Source organism: Enterobacter cloacae complex sp. P14RS (genome assembly GCF_014895895.1).
GTDB lineage: Bacteria > Pseudomonadota > Gammaproteobacteria > Enterobacterales > Enterobacteriaceae > Enterobacter > Enterobacter bugandensis.
On record NZ_JADBQM010000014.1, the window covers coordinates 179,301 to 196,702 of the forward strand.

Genomic DNA, 17,402 nt, shown 5'->3' on the forward strand with positions numbered 1-17,402 from the left:
CCCCGTGGACCGGCACACGCTGCGCCGGTCTACAGGTTTGAAGATAACGATTACCCTGAAGGATGGATAGAACACATGAACTTACATGAATATCAGGCCAAACAGCTGTTTGCCCGGTATGGCTTACCGGCTCCGGTGGGTTATGCCTGTACTACCCCGCGTGAAGCAGAAGAAGCCGCATCTAAAATCGGTTCCGGCCCGTGGGTAGTTAAATGTCAGGTTCACGCTGGTGGCCGTGGTAAAGCGGGCGGTGTGAAGGTTGTTAAGAGCAAAGAAGAGATTCGTGCGTTTGCTGAACATTGGCTCGGCAAGCGTCTGGTGACCTACCAGACAGATGCGAACGGCCAGCCGGTTAACCAGATCCTGGTCGAAGCGGCGACCGACATCGCGAAAGAGCTGTACCTGGGCGCGGTGGTTGACCGTAGCTCCCGTCGCGTGGTGTTCATGGCGTCTACCGAAGGCGGCGTGGAAATTGAAAAAGTGGCGGAAGAGACCCCGCACCTGATCCACAAAGTGGCTATCGACCCGCTGGCGGGCCCAATGCCTTATCAGGGTCGCGAGCTGGCGTTCAAGCTGGGTCTGGAAGGCAAGCTGGTTCAGCAGTTCACCAAGATCTTCATGGGCCTGGCGACTATCTTCCTTGAGCGCGATCTGGCGCTGATCGAGATCAACCCGCTGGTGATCACCACCCAGGGCGACCTGATCTGCCTCGACGGCAAGCTGGGCGCTGACGGCAACGCGCTGTTCCGCCAGCCGGATCTGCGCGAAATGCGCGACCAGTCTCAGGAAGACCCGCGTGAAGCACAGGCTGCTCAGTGGGAGCTGAACTACGTGGCGCTGGATGGCAACATTGGCTGCATGGTTAACGGTGCGGGCCTGGCGATGGGCACCATGGACATCGTTAAGCTGCACGGCGGTGAGCCGGCAAACTTCCTCGACGTGGGCGGTGGCGCAACCAAAGAGCGCGTAACCGAAGCGTTCAAAATCATCCTCTCTGACGACAACGTTAAAGCGGTACTGGTTAACATCTTCGGCGGCATCGTCCGTTGCGACCTGATTGCTGACGGCATCATCGGCGCGGTAGAAGAAGTGGGTGTTAACGTTCCGGTGGTTGTGCGTCTGGAAGGTAACAACGCTGAACTCGGCGCGAAAAAACTGGCTGACAGCGGCCTGAATATTATTGCAGCGAAAAGTCTGACGGATGCAGCTCAGCAGGTTGTTGCCGCAGTGGAGGGGAAATAATGTCAGTTTTAATTAATAAAGATACCAAGGTTATCTGCCAGGGCTTCACCGGTAGCCAGGGGACTTTCCACTCCGAACAGGCGATTGCCTACGGCACGCAGATGGTTGGCGGCGTAACGCCAGGTAAAGGCGGCACCACGCACCTGGGCCTGCCGGTGTTCAACACCGTGCGTGAAGCGGTAGAAGCGACGGGCGCAACCGCGACTGTGATCTACGTTCCGGCACCGTTCTGCAAAGACTCCATTCTGGAAGCGATCGACGCAGGCATCAAGCTGATCATCACCATCACCGAAGGCATCCCGACCCTGGATATGCTGACCGTGAAGGTGAAGCTGGACGAAGCAGGCGTGCGCATGATCGGCCCGAACTGCCCAGGCGTGATCACTCCGGGCGAATGCAAAATCGGCATCATGCCTGGCCACATTCACAAGCCGGGCAAAGTGGGCATCGTTTCCCGTTCCGGTACCCTGACCTATGAAGCGGTTAAGCAGACCACCGACTACGGCTTCGGCCAGTCCACCTGCGTGGGCATCGGCGGTGACCCAATCCCGGGATCTAACTTCATCGACATCCTGAAGCTGTTCCAGGAAGATCCGCAGACCGAAGCGATCGTGATGATCGGTGAGATCGGCGGTAGCGCGGAAGAAGAAGCGGCTGCTTATATCAAAGAACACGTAACCAAGCCTGTTGTCGGTTACATCGCGGGCGTGACCGCGCCGAAAGGCAAGCGTATGGGCCACGCGGGCGCGATCATCGCCGGTGGTAAAGGTACGGCTGATGAGAAGTTTGCCGCGCTGGAAGCCGCAGGCGTGAAGACCGTTCGCAGCCTGGCGGATATCGGCGAAGCACTGAAATCCATCATTAAGTAAGTCCTCTCTGCTCCCCGAACGGGGAGCGATGAAGTATAAAAATGTCCGTTTCGACATGGTTGGCCGCTGTAAAGCGGCCTTTTTTATTGCCTGCGTCTGGCGACGAGAGTGAACTTGTAGTCGTCGGTATTGAACACGTTGCGGCTGTATTCAAACACCCGTCCGTCTTTCAGGAACCCACGGGAGACTTTTTCCAGGATCGGCTTTGCCGGATCGAGCGACAGCGCGGCGATCGCCTCCTCTGACGGCATGATCGGCATCAGCTCCTGCTCGCTGCGATCGATAACCAGCTTTTTGATCTGCTCAACGTAGTGATATTTCGAATTCTCCATCACTTCCCAGGTGAGGTCGGGAAACATGGCCAGCGGCATCCATGTCTCCTCCAGGTTCACCGGCTTCTGCTTGATGAAACGCACGCGCTTAACGTGCCAGACCTTATCTTCCACGCCAACCGCTAATGTTGCCGCCAGCCGCGCATCGGCTTTCACCACTTCAAAGATTTTGACATCACTGTGCGTATCGACATGACGATCCGCCAGCTTTTCGTAAAAGCCGGTGAGCTGATAAATATCGTAATTGACGCGCTCCTCTTTTTTTACATAAGAGCCGCTGCCCTGAATACTTTCGATGATCTGCTCATCGGCGAGCAGTTTCAGGGCCTGCCGCACGGTGACGCGGCTGACGCGAAACGTCTCCTGAAGACTGGACTCCGTCGGCAGCGCGTCTCCGGGTTTTAATTCCCCGGCGTTGATTTTCTCGCGGAACGCATCGGCTATCTGCCGGTACATCGGTTTGTTGCCCATTTTATCGCGCCTGCTTAATACCTTTTCAGGGAATTATGCATTCAACTGATGATTTGTAAATAATACAATTAAAATACAAATTTGGCTTTTAGTGAAAGTGATCACATAAATGTATTATCAGGTCTGCCAGAATCCTCCCCAGACAATAACTCTGTATAGGTGAGGATCTTTATGAACCTGACGACTCTGACCGATCCGCGTGCTGTTTGCGTTCAGGCGCAGTTTACCCGCCGGGATGAGGCAATCCGTCAGCTTACGGCGCGGCTGGTGGCGCTGGGCAAAATCGCTGATGCCGATGCGTTTCTGGAGGAGGTGTTTCATCGGGAATCGCTTGGGCCGACCGCGCTGGGTGAAGGACTGGCCGTTCCTCACGGTAAATCAGCCGTCGTGAAGGAGGCGGCTTTTGCCGTGGCAACTCTGCGAGAACCGCTTGCATGGGAAGGCGTGGACGGGCCGGAAGAGGTTGAGCTGGTTTTTCTGCTCGCCATTCCGCCAGCAGAAGCGGGTTCGACCCATATTCAGGTGCTGACGGAGCTGACGTCTCGCCTGGCGGATGACGATCTCAGGGCGCGCGTGATGGCTGCTACCACGGCGGAAGACGTGCTTGCTGCGCTTGAAGCTGCTCCTGACACGGAAGAGGTAGCCGTCGCGCTGAATGCCCCGACAATCGTCTGCGTGACCGCCTGTCCGGCCGGGATCGCGCATACCTATATGGCTGCAGAGTACCTGGAAAAAGCGGGACGCAAGCTTGGCGTCAACGTGGTGGTCGAAAAGCAGGGGGCGAACGGCATTGAGGGGCGCATCACCGCGCAGCAGCTTCGTGAGGCCAAAGCGTGCATTTTTGCCGCAGAAGTGGCGATCAAAGAGAGCGAGCGTTTTCAGGGGATCCCCGCCATCTCCGTGCCCGTCGCGGAGCCTCTGCGCCATGCTGAAGCGCTTATTGAGCGCGCGCTGGCGCTGCAGCCTGCATCCGATGCGCGTCCTGCGCATGTCGATATCGAAACGAAAAAGAGCGTTAAAACTGAACTCAAGCAGGCACTTCTCAGCGGTATCTCTTTTGCGGTGCCGCTGATCGTCGCTGGCGGTACGGTGCTGGCCGTGTCGGTACTGCTGGCGCAAATCCTGGGTCTGCAGCACCTGTTTGACCAGGAAAACTCGTGGCTGTGGATGTACCGCAAGCTTGGCGGCGGCATGCTCGGCATTCTGATGGTACCTGTTCTGGCGGCCTATACCGCGTATTCGCTGGCGGATAAACCTGCGCTGACGCCGGGCTTTGCGGCCGGTCTTGCTGCCAATATGATCGGCTCCGGTTTTCTGGGCGCTATCGTCGGTGGGCTGATCGCGGGCTATCTGATGCGCTGGGTGAAAAACCACATCCGGCTCAGTAGCCGCTACAACGGCTTTCTGACCTTTTATCTCTATCCGGTGATTGGCGTGCTGGGCGCGGGCAGCCTGATGCTGTTTGTGATTGGCGAACCGGTGGCCTGGCTCAATAACACGCTCACCGTCTGGCTTAACGGTCTCTCCGGCGCGAATGCGCTGCTTCTGGGGGCCATCCTCGGGTTTATGTGCTCATTCGATTTGGGTGGCCCGGTCAACAAAGCCTCTTACGCGTTTTGCCTGGGGGCGATGGCGAACGGCGTTTATGGTCCTTACGCAATCTTTGCCTCCGTCAAAATGGTCTCGGCCTTCACCGTCACGGCGTCGACGATGCTGGCGCCGAAGCTGTTTAAACCGTTTGAAATTGAAACCGGTAAATCAACGTGGCTGCTCGGCCTGGCGGGCATTACCGAAGGGGCGATCCCGATGGCGATTGAAGATCCGCTTCGCGTCATTGGCTCATTTGTACTCGGCTCCATGGTAACAGGCGCGGCTGTCGGTGCGATGGGGATCGGGTTGTCTACCCCGGGGGCCGGGATTTTCTCTCTCTTTTTACTTCACGATGCCGGGTTGGGCGGTGTGGTTGCGGCGGCGGGCTGGTTTGGCGCGGCGCTGGCGGGGACCGCTGTCTCCACGTTTGTTCTGCTGCTCTGGCGACGTCAGGCGGTAAAAAAGGGCAAGTACCTCACAGAAGACGCCATACCGTAAAAACTCACAAAACAGGAAACGAAGATGAAAGCTGTATCTCGCGTTCATATCACGCCGCATATGCACTGGGACCGTGAGTGGTACTTCACCACTGAAGAGTCGCGCATTCTTCTGGTCAATAATATGGAAGAGATCCTGACCCGCCTGGAGCAGGACGACGAGTATAAATATTACGTCCTTGATGGCCAGACGGCGGTGCTGGAAGATTATTTTGCCGTCGTGCCCGAAAACCGCGCGCGGGTAAAGGCGCTTGTGGAGCGCGGAAAACTGATTATCGGCCCCTGGTATACCCAGACCGATACCACGATTGTCAGCGGCGAGTCGATTGTCCGCAACCTGATGTACGGCATTCGGGACTGCATGGCGTTCGGCGAGCCGATGAAGATCGGCTATCTGCCGGATTCGTTTGGTATGTCCGGCCAGCTTCCGCATATCTATAACGGATTTGGCATTACCCGGACGATGTTCTGGCGCGGCTGCTCGGAACGACACGGGACCGATAAAACCGAATTTCTCTGGCAGAGCCAGGACGGCAGTGAAGTCACGGCACAGGTGCTGCCGCTGGGCTACGCGATTGGTAAGTACTTACCGGAGGACGAAGCCGGGCTGCGAAAACGGCTCGACAGCTATTTCGACGTTCTGGAAAAGGCCTCTGTCACCAAAGAGATTTTGCTGCCCAACGGTCACGATCAGATGCCGCTGCAGCAGAACATTTTCTCCGTGATGGATAAGCTGCGTGAAATCTATCCGCAGCGTCAATTTGTAATGAGCCGCTTTGAAGAGGTGTTTGACCACATTGAGGCACGCCGCGATGAACTGGCGACCCTGAAAGGGGAGTTTATCGACGGGAAATACATGCGCGTGCACCGGACAATCGGCTCCACGCGCATGGATATCAAAATTGCCCATGCGCGTATTGAGAACAAAATTGTCAACATCCTCGAACCGCTGGCAACGCTTGCATGGACGCTGGGCTTCGATTATCACCACGGCCTGCTGGAGAAGATGTGGAAAGAGATCCTTAAAAACCACGCTCACGACAGCATCGGCTGCTGCTGCAGCGACAAGGTGCATCGTGAGATTGTCTCTCGTTTTGAACTGGCTGAAGACATGGCAGATAACCTGGTGCGTTTCTATATGCGCAAGATTGTCGACAACATGCCGCAAAGCGACGCCGACAAACTGGTGATGTTCAACCTGATGCCCTGGCCGCGTGAAGAGGTGATGAACACCACGATTCGACTGCGCGCCAGCCAGTTCCGTCTGTTGGATGATAAAGGCAACGAGATCCCGTATTTCATTCGCAGCGCGCGCGAGCTGGACCCTGGTCTCATTGACCGGCAGATTGTCCATTACGGTAATTATGAGCCGTTTATGGAGTTTGATATTCAGCTCAGCCAGATACTGCCGTCGATGGGCTACCGTACGCTGTTTATCGAGCCAAACGTGGCCGGGAAGGTGATCTCTCCGGTGATAAACACCGAATCCTTGCTCGAAAACGCCTTCTGGCAGATTGATTTAAATAACGACGGTACGCTGCGCCTGCGCGACAAAGAAACCGGGCTGATTTATGACCGGGTGCTGGAAATCGAAGAGAGTTCGGATGATGGCGATGAGTACGACTACTCGCCTTCGCGGGAAGAGTGGAGACTCACTTCAGCGCAGGGCGAGCATCAGGTCGAGGTTATACACGAAGGCTGGCAGAGCAGGGCGGTGATTCGCCATCAGATCGCGGTACCGGCTAATCTGGCCGAACGCGCGGCGCGTCAGCGAAACGGGTCTCTCGGCGCTGAGGTTGAAATCACGCTTAGCCACCACAGCAGGCGTATTGATGTGGCGGTGCGTCTGGATAATCAGGCTGACGACCACCGCGTCCGCGTGCTGATCCCTACGCCGTTTATGACAGAGGACGTGTTAGCGGATACCCAGTTTGGCACCCTCACTCGTCCGGTGCAGGACGTGGCGATGCAACACTGGCAGGAGGAGGGGTGGAAAGAAGCGCCGGTTCCCGTCTGGAATTTACTCAACTATGCCGTCCTGCAGGAAAAACGAAACGGGCTTGCGCTATTCACCGAGGGACTACGCGAGTTTGAAGTAGTAGGCGAGGATAAAAAAGCCTTTGCCCTGACCCTGCTGCGCGGCGTGGGGTTACTCGGCAAAGAAGATTTGCTGTTGCGCCCCGGCAGACCTTCAGGAATCAAAATGCCTGTTCCTGACTCCCAGGTGCGCGGTTCGTTAAGCTGTCGCTTTAGCCTCTTCAGCTTCAGTGGAACGCCGGAAAACGCGGGCGTCGCGCAGCAGGCTAAATCGTGGTTAACGGCGGTGCAGTGCTATAACAAAATTCCCTGGGACGCGATGAAGCTCAATCGCTCGTCGTTTACCACGCCGGAAAGCTACAGCCTGCTGGCGCTTTCGCCAACGGGATGCGTGCTCAGTACGCTCAAAAAGGCTGAAGATCGAGACGAGCTCATTCTTCGTCTGTTCAACCCTTCCGAGTCCAGCGCATGTGACGCGACGTTATCCGTGGATCCGACCGTGAAACGGTGCTGCGAAACGGACATGAATGAACGGATAATAGACAATCGTGAAGAAGAGGGCATCGTCGGGGCGTTCAGACCGGGACAGTCACGAACCTTCAGCATTCTTCTTGCCTGAAAACCGCTGATACGATCAAAAGGCCGCAGAGTTTGCGGCCTTTTTCATTAAATAGTCACGTTTCGGTGTTAACTTCCGGGATAATAAAAGTAAATTAAATGTAATTTCTAAGAGTTGCAAAAACAGAATGGAAAAATAAACTGGCCCAGCTACGCTTATTGTTTGTCCCGCTTCGACAGGGCATTTTTCTCTCGCGTTAATTAAAATCACTTCTGTTTATATTTTTTTTGGTCTTCGATAACCAATCGCATCTTTGCATGCACATATCATTAACATGGTTTTTACCATTCTTACCGCAGCTAAACATGATTAACATCAAGACCGGTTTTTGATTTAAATCAAAGTTTAATGCTTGGAAAAAGATGCCGAAAAGCGCTAAATTGTCCCCGATCAAAATGGCCGAAAAGTGGTAATTTTGCTATAAATTGATCGCCGTCGAAAAACGTAAATGTGATTCAATAAAAACCTGTTTATTGTAAGGGTTTTGCAGCGTATTATATTTGCGGGATCAATTTGAGTTTTTTATTAACCTATTTGTAACCTGTCGTCATCGTTTTTATCCTTCTCCAGGGTAATAACGACGACCAGGATGCGAATAATTTGTATTGGGGCATGCGTGTGAATCTCTTTCTGACGGGGTTCACTCTCGGAGTCTTCATGCGATGAGCAAGGAGTCATAATGTTAGACGTAGTCGAACTGTCGCGCTTACAGTTTGCCTTGACCGCGATGTACCACTTCCTGTTTGTGCCGCTGACGCTCGGTATGGCGTTCCTGCTGGCAATTATGGAAACGGTTTACGTCCTCTCCGGCAAACAGATTTATAAAGATATGACCAAGTTCTGGGGCAAGTTGTTCGGTATCAACTTCGCGCTGGGCGTGGCAACCGGTTTGACCATGGAGTTCCAGTTCGGGACTAACTGGTCTTACTATTCCCACTATGTAGGGGATATCTTCGGTGCGCCGCTGGCCATTGAAGGCCTGATGGCCTTCTTCCTCGAATCCACCTTTGTAGGTCTGTTCTTCTTCGGTTGGGACCGTCTGGGTAAAGTCCAGCACATGGCCGTAACCTGGCTGGTGGCATTAGGTTCGAACCTGTCCGCGCTGTGGATCCTGGTGGCGAACGGCTGGATGCAGAACCCGATCGCGTCTGACTTCAACTTCGAAACCATGCGTATGGAGATGGTCAGCTTTGCCGAGCTGGTCCTGAACCCGGTTGCTCAGGTTAAATTTGTTCACACCGTGGCATCTGGCTACGTGTGCGGCGCGATGTTCGTGTTGGGTATTAGCTCCTACTATATGCTGCGCGGTCGTGACTTCGCGTTTGCCAAGCGCTCCTTTGCTATCGCTGCAAGCTTCGGTATGGCTGCAATCCTCTCCGTTATCGTTCTGGGTGATGAATCCGGTTACGAAATGGGTGACGTGCAGAAAACCAAACTGGCCGCTATCGAAGCCGAATGGGAAACCCAACCGGCGCCTGCTGCCTTTACGCTGTTCGGTATTCCCGATCAGGACGCGCAGGAAAACCGCTTCGCCATCCAAATTCCTTACGCGCTGGGTATCATCGCAACCCGTTCTGTCGATAAGCAGGTAACGGGTCTGAAGGAGCTGATGGTTCAGCACGAAGAGCGTATCCGTAACGGTATGAAGGCTTACTCGCTGCTGGAACAGCTGCGTGCCGGCTCTACCGATCAGGCCGTTCGCGATCAATTTAACGACGTGAAGAAAGACCTGGGCTACGGTTTGTTGCTGAAACGTTATACCCCGAACGTTTCTGATGCGACGGAAGCACAGATTCAGATGGCGACCAAAGACTCGATTCCACGCGTTGCGCCACTGTACTTCGCATTCCGTATCATGGTGGGCTGCGGCATCATCATGCTGCTGATCATTGCGGCGTCCTTCTGGTCCGTGATTCGTAACCGCATCGGCGAGAAAAAATGGCTGCTGCGCACCGCGCTGTACGGTATTCCACTGCCGTGGATCGCGATTGAATCCGGCTGGTTTGTAGCGGAGTATGGCCGCCAGCCATGGGCGATTGGTGAGGTGCTGCCAACGGCGGTCGCGAACTCTTCCCTGACGGCAGGCGACCTGATCTTCTCCATGCTGCTGATCTGTGGTCTGTACACCCTGTTCCTGGTGGCTGAACTGTTCCTGATGTTCAAGTTCGCGCGCCTTGGCCCAAGCAGCCTGAAAACCGGTCGCTATCACTACGAGCAGTCCACTGCGACTACTCAGCCGGCACGCTAAGACAGGAGTCATCAAATGATCGATTATGAAGTATTGCGTTTTATCTGGTGGCTGCTGGTTGGCGTTCTGCTGATCGGTTTCGCCGTCACGGATGGTTTCGACATGGGGGTGGGGATGCTCACCCGTTTCCTCGGTCGTAATGACACCGAGCGTCGAATCATGATTAACTCCATCGCCCCTCACTGGGACGGTAACCAGGTGTGGCTGATCACCGCAGGCGGCGCGCTGTTCGCTGCCTGGCCGATGGTCTACGCGGCTGCGTTCTCCGGCTTCTATGTGGCGATGATTCTGGTGCTTGCCTCTTTATTCTTCCGTCCGGTCGGTTTCGACTACCGTTCCAAGATTGAAGATACCCGCTGGCGCAACATGTGGGACTGGGGCATCTTCATTGGTAGCTTCGTTCCACCGCTGGTGATTGGCGTGGCATTCGGTAACCTGCTGCAGGGCGTACCGTTCCACCTCGATGAATACATGCGTCTTTACTACACCGGCAACTTCTTCCAGCTGCTGAATCCGTTTGGCCTGCTGGCCGGTGTGGTGAGCGTGGCGATGATCATCACTCAGGGCGCAACTTACCTGCAGATGCGTACTGTGGGTGAACTGCACCTGCGTTCCCGTGCTACTGCTCAGGTGGCGGCACTGGTGACGCTGGTTTGCTTCGCTCTGGCAGGCGTGTGGGTGGTGTACGGTATTGATGGCTACGTGGTGACGTCTGCGATTAACCACTCGGCACCGTCTAACCCGCTGACCAAAGAAGTGGCGCGTCAGGCTGGTGCATGGCTGGTGAACTTCAACAATACCCCTGCGCTGTGGGCGATCCCTGCTCTGGGCGTGCTGCTGCCGCTGCTGACCGTGCTGACGTCTCGTCTGGAGAAAGGTGCTCTGGCGTTCGTGTTCTCTTCACTGACGCTGGCGTGCATCATCCTGACGGCGGGTATTGCCATGTTCCCATTCGTCATGCCATCCAGCACCATGCTGAATGCTAGCCTGACCATGTGGGATGCAACCTCCAGCCATATGACGCTGAACTTAATGACTTACGTTGCTTGCGTGTTCGTTCCGATTGTTCTGGCATACACCATCTGGTGTTACTGGAAAATGTTCGGTCGTATCACCAAAGAACATATCGAAAGCAACACCCACTCTATGTACTAAGTAAGGAGCTGAATATGTGGTATTTCGCATGGATTTTAGGGACGCTTCTTGCCTGTGCTTTTGGTGTCATCACTGCCCTGGCGCTTGAGCACGTCGAAGCGACCAAAGCGGGTGAAGAAAAACACTGATGAATATTATCGCGAAGCTTTACGCGGTAATGGATAAGCGCCCGTTACGGGCGCTTTCTTTAGTGATGGCATTACTGCTGGCAGGCTGTATCTTCTGGGACCCGTCGCGCTTTGCGGCAAAGACCAGCGAGCTTGAGATTTGGCACGGCTTCCTCATCATGTGGGCAGTGTGTGCCGGGGTGATCCACGGCGTGGGCTTTCGTCCGAAAGCCGTTCACTGGCAGGGAATTTTTTGCCCGCTGATTGCCGATCTGGTGCTTCTCGCCGGTTTGATTTTCTTCTTCTTCTGAATAAGAAATGTCCGTTAACGTTATGGGCTTACCCGAGCCCATAAAAATTTACTCTCCGTTTACTTTCCCCCATTCCAAACCATCTTTCCCGCGCGTATAGTAGCGAAGTTTAAAAGCTCTAACTTTTGTTGCATTACTGGGATGTAAAGTGAATACAACGCTGTTTCGATGGCCGGTTCGTGTCTATTACGAAGATACCGATGCCGGTGGTGTGGTTTACCACGCCAGCTACGTTGCTTTTTATGAACGGGCACGCACAGAGATGCTGCGCCATCATCACTTTAGTCAACAGGTGCTGTTGGCTGAGCGAGTTGCCTTCGTGGTACGCAAGATGACGCTTGAGTATTTTGCGCCTGCCAGACTCGACGATATGCTCGAAGTCCAAACTGAAATTACATCAATGCGCGGGACCTCACTGGTTTTCACGCAGCGGATAGTCAACGCAGAGAACACCGTACTGAACTCAGCTGAAGTACTGATTGTTTGTGTTGATCCAACCATAATGAAGCCTCGTGCGCTTCCTAAGTCTATTGTCGCGGAGTTTAAGCAGTGACTGACATGAATATCCTTGATTTGTTCCTGAAGGCAAGCCTTCTGGTTAAACTTATCATGTTGATTTTGATTGGTTTTTCAATCGCATCCTGGGCCATCATTATCCAGAGAACGCGTATCCTCAATGCAGCTGGCCGTGAAGCGGAAGCATTTGAAGATAAGTTCTGGTCGGGTATTGAACTTTCTCGCCTGTATCAGGAGAGCCAGGGACGCCGTGAAAACCTGACCGGCTCCGAACAAATTTTCTATAGCGGATTCAAAGAGTTCGCTCGTCTGCATCGGGCAAACAATCATGCGCCGGAAGCCGTCGTGGAAGGGGCATCGCGTGCGATGCGGATCTCCATGAACCGCGAGCTGGAAAATCTTGAAACGCACATTCCTTTCCTCGGCACCGTGGGTTCTATCAGCCCGTATATCGGTCTGTTTGGTACCGTGTGGGGGATCATGCACGCCTTTATCGCGCTGGGCGCGGTGAAGCAGGCGACGTTGCAGATGGTTGCACCGGGTATCGCTGAAGCACTGATTGCGACCGCTATCGGTCTGTTTGCGGCAATTCCGGCGGTAATGGCTTACAACCGTCTGAACCAGCGCGTGAACAAACTGGAACTGAACTACGACAACTTTATGGAAGAGTTCACCGCGATTCTGCACCGTCAGGCGTTTACCAGCACCGAGAGCAACAAGGGGTAAACCATGGCCAGATCGCGTGGACGAGGTCGTCGCGAGCTCAAATCCGAAATCAATATCGTGCCACTGCTGGACGTTCTGCTGGTACTGCTGCTGATCTTCATGGCAACAGCGCCGATCATTACCCAGAGTGTGGAAGTCGATCTGCCGGATGCGACAGAATCACAGGCGGTGAGCACCAATGACGATCCTCCGGTCATCATTGAAGTTTCCGGCGTAGGGCAGTACAGCGTGGTGGTAGAAAAAGATCGTATGGATCAGCTGCCACCTGAGCAGGTTATTGCCGAAGCGCAGCGTCGCCTGGAGTCAAATCCGAAAACGGTCTTCTTAATCGGTGGCGCGAAAGACGTACCCTACGATGAAATTATTAAAGCGCTGAACTTGCTACATAGTGCGGGTGTTAAGTCAGTTGGCTTAATGACTCAACCTATTTGATCATCCGCGTAGTTTTTGGGAACCGATAGTGTCAAAGGCAACCGAACAGAACGACAAGCTTAAGCGAGCGATAATCGTCTCCGCAGTGCTGCACGTTATTCTTTTTGCAGCGCTGATCTGGAGTTCGTTCGACGAGCATATTGATGCATCAGCAGGCGGCGGTGGAGGGTCTTCCATTGACGCCGTAATGGTGGATCCCGGTGCGGTAGTGCAAAACTATAATCGAGAACAACAGCAGAAGGCGAGTGCCAAACGGGCTGAAGAGCAGCGTGAAAAACAGGCGCAACAGCAGGCGGAAGAGCTGCGTGAAAAGCAGGCCGCCGAGCAGGAGCGTTTGAAGCAGCTTGAGAAAGAACGTTTGCAGGCGCAGGAAGCCGCGAAAGCGCAGGCGGAACAGCAGAAGCAAGCCGAAGAGGCCGCGAAGAAAGCGCAGGAACAGCAAAAGCAGGCGGAAGAGGCGGCAGCAAAAGCCGCAGCGGATGCCAAAGCGCAGGCTGATGCCCAGGCAAAATTAGCGGCAGAAGCGGCGAAGAAAGCGGCTGCCGATGCCCAGAAGAAAGCTGAGGCCGAAGCCGCGAAGAAAGCCGCTGCGGATGCCCAGAAGAAAGCCGAAGCGGAAGCCGCGAAGAAAGCCGCTGCTGACGCACAGAAGAAAGCTGAAGCCGAAGCCGCGAAGAAAGCCGCTCAGGACGCAGAGAAGAAAGCGGCTGCCGAGGCTGCGAAGAAAGCCGCTGCGGCTGAGAAGGCTGCTGCCGAAAAAGCTGCCGCCGCTGAAAAAGCCGCTGCTGATAAAAAAGCTGCAGCTGAGAAGGCCGCTGCCGATAAGAAAGCAGCTGCTGAAAAAGCGGCTGCTAAAAAGGCTGCTGCCGCTGAGAAAGCCGCGGCCGCTGCAGGGGTTGACGATCTGCTGGGGGATTTAAGCTCCGGTAAGAATGCACCGAAAACGGGCGGTGGCGCGAAAGGAAACAACGCAGCGCCGACCGGAAGTGGTAACACTAAGAGTAACGGTGCGACAGGGGCTGAAATCAACGGCTATGCCGCGCAGATTAAATCGGCGATTGAAAGCCGGTTCTACGATGCGTCTTCCTATGCCGGTAAAACGTGTACGCTGCGTATAAAACTGGCTCCGGACGGCATGCTGCTTGATATTAAGTCTGAAGGTGGCGACCCGGCTTTATGTACTGCGGCTCTGGCTGCAGCGCGTCAGGCGAAGATGCCTAAACCGCCTTCTCAGGCAGTCTACGAAGTCTTCAAAAATGCGCCGCTGGACTTCAAACCTTAAGTTACATTTTCCCCGTGCAAACGGGGAAAAATAGACCAGGTTTAGTCACAGGGTTCGGGTAGTTTTGTCTATTTGAGTTTGTTAACATTCTGCTAAATTATCGTGGGTAAGGTTACCCGGATAAGGGAGATATGATGAAGCAGGCATTACGTGTAGCATTTAGTTTTTTAATGCTGTGGGCAGCAGTCCTGCACGCAGAAGTACGTATCGAGATCACCCAGGGGGTGGACTCGGCACGCCCAATCGGTGTTGTTCCGTTCCAGTGGGCCGGTCCTGGCGCTGCACCTGAAGATGCCGGTGGCATCGTGGCGGCTGACCTGCGTAACAGCGGTAAATTCAACCCGTTAGATCGTTCTCGTCTGCCGCAGCAGCCGGGCAGTGCGCAGGAAGTCCAGCCTGCTGCATGGTCTGCGCTGGGTATTGATGCCGTTGTGGTGGGGCAGGTTACGCCTAACCCGGACGGTTCTTACAACGTGGCCTGGCAGCTGGTGGATACCGGCGGTGCACCGGGTACCGTTCTGGCACAGAACTCTTACAAGGTCACTAAACAGTACCTGCGCTACGCGGCACACGCGGCCAGCGACGCGGTATTCGAAAAGCTGACCGGTATTAAAGGTGCGTTCCGTACCCGTATCGCATATGTGGTACAGACCAACGGCGGTCAGTTCCCGTACGAGCTGCGCGTCTCTGACTACGACGGTTACAACCAGTTCCTGGTGAAACGCTCTTCACAGCCGCTAATGTCTCCAGCCTGGTCTCCGGACGGGTCTAAACTGGCCTACGTGACCTTCGAAAGTGGTCGTTCTGCGCTGGTTATCCAGACGCTGGCTAACGGTGCGGTGCGTCAGGTAGCGTCGTTCCCACGTCACAACGGTGCGCCTTCCTTCTCTCCAGATGGGTCTAAACTGGCGTTTGCGCTGTCTAAAACCGGTAGCCTGAACCTGTACGTGATGGACATTGGCTCCGGCCAGATCCGTCAGGTGACCGACGGTCGCAGCAACAATACTGAACCATCATGGTTCCCGGACAGCCAAAACCTGGCGTTTACCTCTGACCAGGCAGGCCGTCCACAAATCTATAAAGTGAACATTAACGGCGGTGCTCCGCAGCGTATCACCTGGGAAGGCTCTCAGAACCAGAACGCAGACGTGAGCAGCGACGGTAAATTCATGGTAATGGTCAGCTCCAACGGTGGGCAGCAGCACATTGCCAAACAAGATCTGGTAGCGGGTGGCGTTCAAGTTCTGTCGTCAACGTTCCTGGATGAAACGCCAAGTCTGGCACCTAACGGCACTATGGTAATCTACAGCTCTTCTCAGGGGATGGGATCTGTGCTGAATCTGGTTTCTACAGATGGGCGTTTCAAAGCGCGTATTCCGGCCACTGATGGACAGGTAAAATCACCTGCCTGGTCGCCGTATCTGTAAATAATAATTAATTGATTACTAAAGGAATCATAGAAATGCAACTGAACAAAGTGCTGAAGGGGCTGATGATCGCTCTGCCTGTAATGGCAATCGCAGCGTGTTCTTCTAACAAGAACGCCAGCAATGACCAGAGCGGCGAAGGCATGATGGGTGCCGGTACCGGTATGGACGCGAACGGCAATGGCAACATGTCTTCTGAAGAGCAAGCGCGTCTTCAGATGCAGCAGCTGCAGCAGAACAACATCGTTTACTTCGATCTGGATAAATACGACATCCGTTCTGACTTCGCTGCGATGCTGGATGCTCACGCTAACTTCCTGCGTAGCAACCCATCTTACAAAGTCACCGTAGAAGGTCACGCGGACGAACGTGGTACTCCAGAGTACAACATCTCCCTGGGTGAACGTCGTGCTAACGCCGTTAAGATGTACCTGCAGGGTAAAGGCGTTTCTGCTGACCAGATCTCCATCGTTTCTTACGGTAAAGAAAAACCTGCAGTACTGGGTCACGACGAAGCGGCTTACTCCAAAAACCGTCGTGCCGTACTGGTTTACTAAGAGAATTGCATGAGCAGTAACTTCAGACATCATCTGTTGAGTCTGTCGTTACTGGTTGGAATAGCGGCCCCCTGGGCCGCTTTTGCTCAGGCACCAATCAGTAGTGTCGGCTCAGGCTCGGTAGAAGACCGGGTCACTCAGCTCGAGCGTATTTCTAACGCTCACAGTCAGCTTTTAACCCAACTCCAGCAGCAACTTTCCGATAACCAAAACGATATTGACTCTCTCCGCGGTCAGATTCAGGAAAGTCAGTATCAGCTTAACCAGGTTGTGGAACGTCAGAAGCAAATTTTATTGCAGATAGATAGCCTCAGCAGCGGCGGTGCAGCAGCACAACCCGCAGCGGGCGATCAAAGCGGCGCGGCAACCTCAGCGCCTGCGCCGTCTGCTGATGCTTCAGCCTCAACAGGAGCGCCTGTACAGAGCGGTGACGCGAATACGGATTACAATGCGGCCATTGCCCTGGTGCAGGATAAATCTCGTCAGGATGACGCGCTCGCTGCGTTTCAGAACTTTATCAAGAAATACCCTGACTCAACCTATCAGCCAAATGCGAATTACTGGCTCGGTCAGTTGAATTACAACAAGGGTAAAAAGGACGATGCGGCGTTTTATTTTGCCTCCGTGGTAAAAAATTACCCGAAATCGCCGAAAGCGCCAGATGCGATGTTTAAGGTTGGCGTGATCATGCAGGACAAAGGCGACACGGCGAAAGCCAAAGCGGTTTATCAGCAGGTGGTCGCAAAATTCCCGGGCACCGAAGGTGCTAAGCAGGCGCAAAAACGCCTGAATTCGATGGGATGATTATCGCATGACCAGAAATCGCGTTATTTCTGGTCGTGCAGCATGATTACTAAGCAGTTAAGTGATCTTCATCGAAATTTTTGTTGCGCAGAATTCTTAAATCAGTAATATATGCCGCCGTTGCCACGGGATATCAAACAACGTGAAAGCAGCATAAAAGTGGGTCGTTAGCTCAGTTGG

The 17,402-nt window shown here is 54.2% G+C and carries 16 protein-coding genes; 15 read left to right on the top strand and 1 reads right to left on the bottom strand.

Annotation, left to right across the window (positions count from 1 at the left end):
• Positions 1–75: 75 nt before the first annotated feature.
• Together sucC and sucD are read left to right on the top strand one after the other, a co-directional pair.
• Positions 76–1,242: an ADP-forming succinate--CoA ligase subunit beta gene (sucC, locus tag IM295_RS13425; RefSeq protein WP_006809579.1), complete on the top strand. Its 1,167-nt coding sequence runs from the start codon at positions 76–78 to the stop codon at positions 1,240–1,242.
• Positions 1,242–2,111, top strand: a complete 870-nt coding sequence (gene sucD, locus IM295_RS13430) for a succinate--CoA ligase subunit alpha (RefSeq protein WP_008501094.1) — start codon at positions 1,242–1,244, stop codon at positions 2,109–2,111. The genes sucC and sucD overlap by 1 nt, the downstream gene beginning before the upstream one ends.
• 83 nt (positions 2,112–2,194) lie before the next feature.
• Here sucD and IM295_RS13435 read toward each other — a convergent pair whose 3' ends face one another.
• Positions 2,195–2,914: a GntR family transcriptional regulator gene (locus tag IM295_RS13435; RefSeq protein WP_063154695.1), complete on the bottom strand. Its 720-nt coding sequence runs from the start codon at positions 2,912–2,914 to the stop codon at positions 2,195–2,197.
• Between the two features lie 171 nt (positions 2,915–3,085).
• Here IM295_RS13435 and mngA point away from each other — a divergent pair, with 171 nt between their 5' ends.
• The 13 genes from mngA (at position 3,086) to cpoB (ending at position 17,222) form a co-directional block, all read left to right on the top strand.
• Positions 3,086–5,002, top strand: coding sequence for a PTS 2-O-a-mannosyl-D-glycerate transporter subunit IIABC (gene mngA, locus IM295_RS13440; RefSeq protein ID WP_193066811.1), 1,917 nt, complete (start codon positions 3,086–3,088; stop codon positions 5,000–5,002).
• A gap of 24 nt (positions 5,003–5,026) precedes the next feature.
• Positions 5,027–7,657 carry a mannosylglycerate hydrolase gene (gene mngB / locus IM295_RS13445; protein ID WP_193066812.1) on the top strand — a complete coding sequence of 877 codons (2,631 nt, stop codon included), beginning with the start codon at positions 5,027–5,029 and terminating at the stop codon, positions 7,655–7,657.
• A gap of 679 nt (positions 7,658–8,336) precedes the next feature.
• On the top strand, positions 8,337–9,905 hold the full coding sequence (gene cydA / locus IM295_RS13450) for a cytochrome ubiquinol oxidase subunit I (RefSeq protein ID WP_045261075.1): 1,569 nt from the start codon (positions 8,337–8,339) through the stop codon (positions 9,903–9,905).
• 15 nt (positions 9,906–9,920) lie between these two features.
• Positions 9,921–11,060 (top strand): cytochrome d ubiquinol oxidase subunit II, encoded by a 1,140-nt coding sequence (gene cydB / locus IM295_RS13455; protein WP_028012386.1) that lies wholly within the window; start codon positions 9,921–9,923, stop codon positions 11,058–11,060.
• 14 nt (positions 11,061–11,074) lie between these two features.
• The gene (gene cydX, locus IM295_RS13460; protein ID WP_003858598.1) at positions 11,075–11,188 is read left to right on the top strand and encodes a cytochrome bd-I oxidase subunit CydX; all 114 of its coding nucleotides are present in this window, start codon (positions 11,075–11,077) and stop codon (positions 11,186–11,188) included.
• Positions 11,188–11,478 carry a cyd operon protein YbgE gene (ybgE, locus tag IM295_RS13465; RefSeq protein WP_008501100.1) on the top strand — a complete coding sequence of 97 codons (291 nt, stop codon included), beginning with the start codon at positions 11,188–11,190 and terminating at the stop codon, positions 11,476–11,478. Before cydX ends, ybgE begins: the two co-directional genes overlap by 1 nt.
• Before the next feature lie 148 nt (positions 11,479–11,626).
• The gene (ybgC, locus tag IM295_RS13470; protein WP_003858593.1) at positions 11,627–12,031 is read left to right on the top strand and encodes a tol-pal system-associated acyl-CoA thioesterase; all 405 of its coding nucleotides are present in this window, start codon (positions 11,627–11,629) and stop codon (positions 12,029–12,031) included.
• Positions 12,028–12,720 carry a Tol-Pal system protein TolQ gene (gene tolQ, locus IM295_RS13475; RefSeq protein WP_008501101.1) on the top strand — a complete coding sequence of 231 codons (693 nt, stop codon included), beginning with the start codon at positions 12,028–12,030 and terminating at the stop codon, positions 12,718–12,720. Before ybgC ends, tolQ begins: the two co-directional genes overlap by 4 nt.
• Before the next feature lie 3 nt (positions 12,721–12,723).
• A complete protein-coding gene (gene tolR / locus IM295_RS13480) occupies positions 12,724–13,152 on the top strand; it encodes a colicin uptake protein TolR (RefSeq protein ID WP_003858589.1) in 429 nt (142 codons plus the stop codon).
• A gap of 28 nt (positions 13,153–13,180) precedes the next feature.
• Positions 13,181–14,434: a cell envelope integrity protein TolA gene (tolA, locus tag IM295_RS13485; RefSeq protein ID WP_028012388.1), complete on the top strand. Its 1,254-nt coding sequence runs from the start codon at positions 13,181–13,183 to the stop codon at positions 14,432–14,434.
• A gap of 134 nt (positions 14,435–14,568) precedes the next feature.
• Positions 14,569–15,861 (top strand): Tol-Pal system beta propeller repeat protein TolB, encoded by a 1,293-nt coding sequence (gene tolB / locus IM295_RS13490; RefSeq protein WP_013097529.1) that lies wholly within the window; start codon positions 14,569–14,571, stop codon positions 15,859–15,861.
• Between the two features lie 35 nt (positions 15,862–15,896).
• Positions 15,897–16,418 (top strand): peptidoglycan-associated lipoprotein Pal, encoded by a 522-nt coding sequence (pal, locus tag IM295_RS13495; RefSeq protein ID WP_003858578.1) that lies wholly within the window; start codon positions 15,897–15,899, stop codon positions 16,416–16,418.
• 9 nt (positions 16,419–16,427) lie between these two features.
• A complete protein-coding gene (gene cpoB / locus IM295_RS13500) occupies positions 16,428–17,222 on the top strand; it encodes a cell division protein CpoB (RefSeq protein ID WP_028012389.1) in 795 nt (264 codons plus the stop codon).
• Positions 17,223–17,402 lie beyond the last annotated feature (180 nt).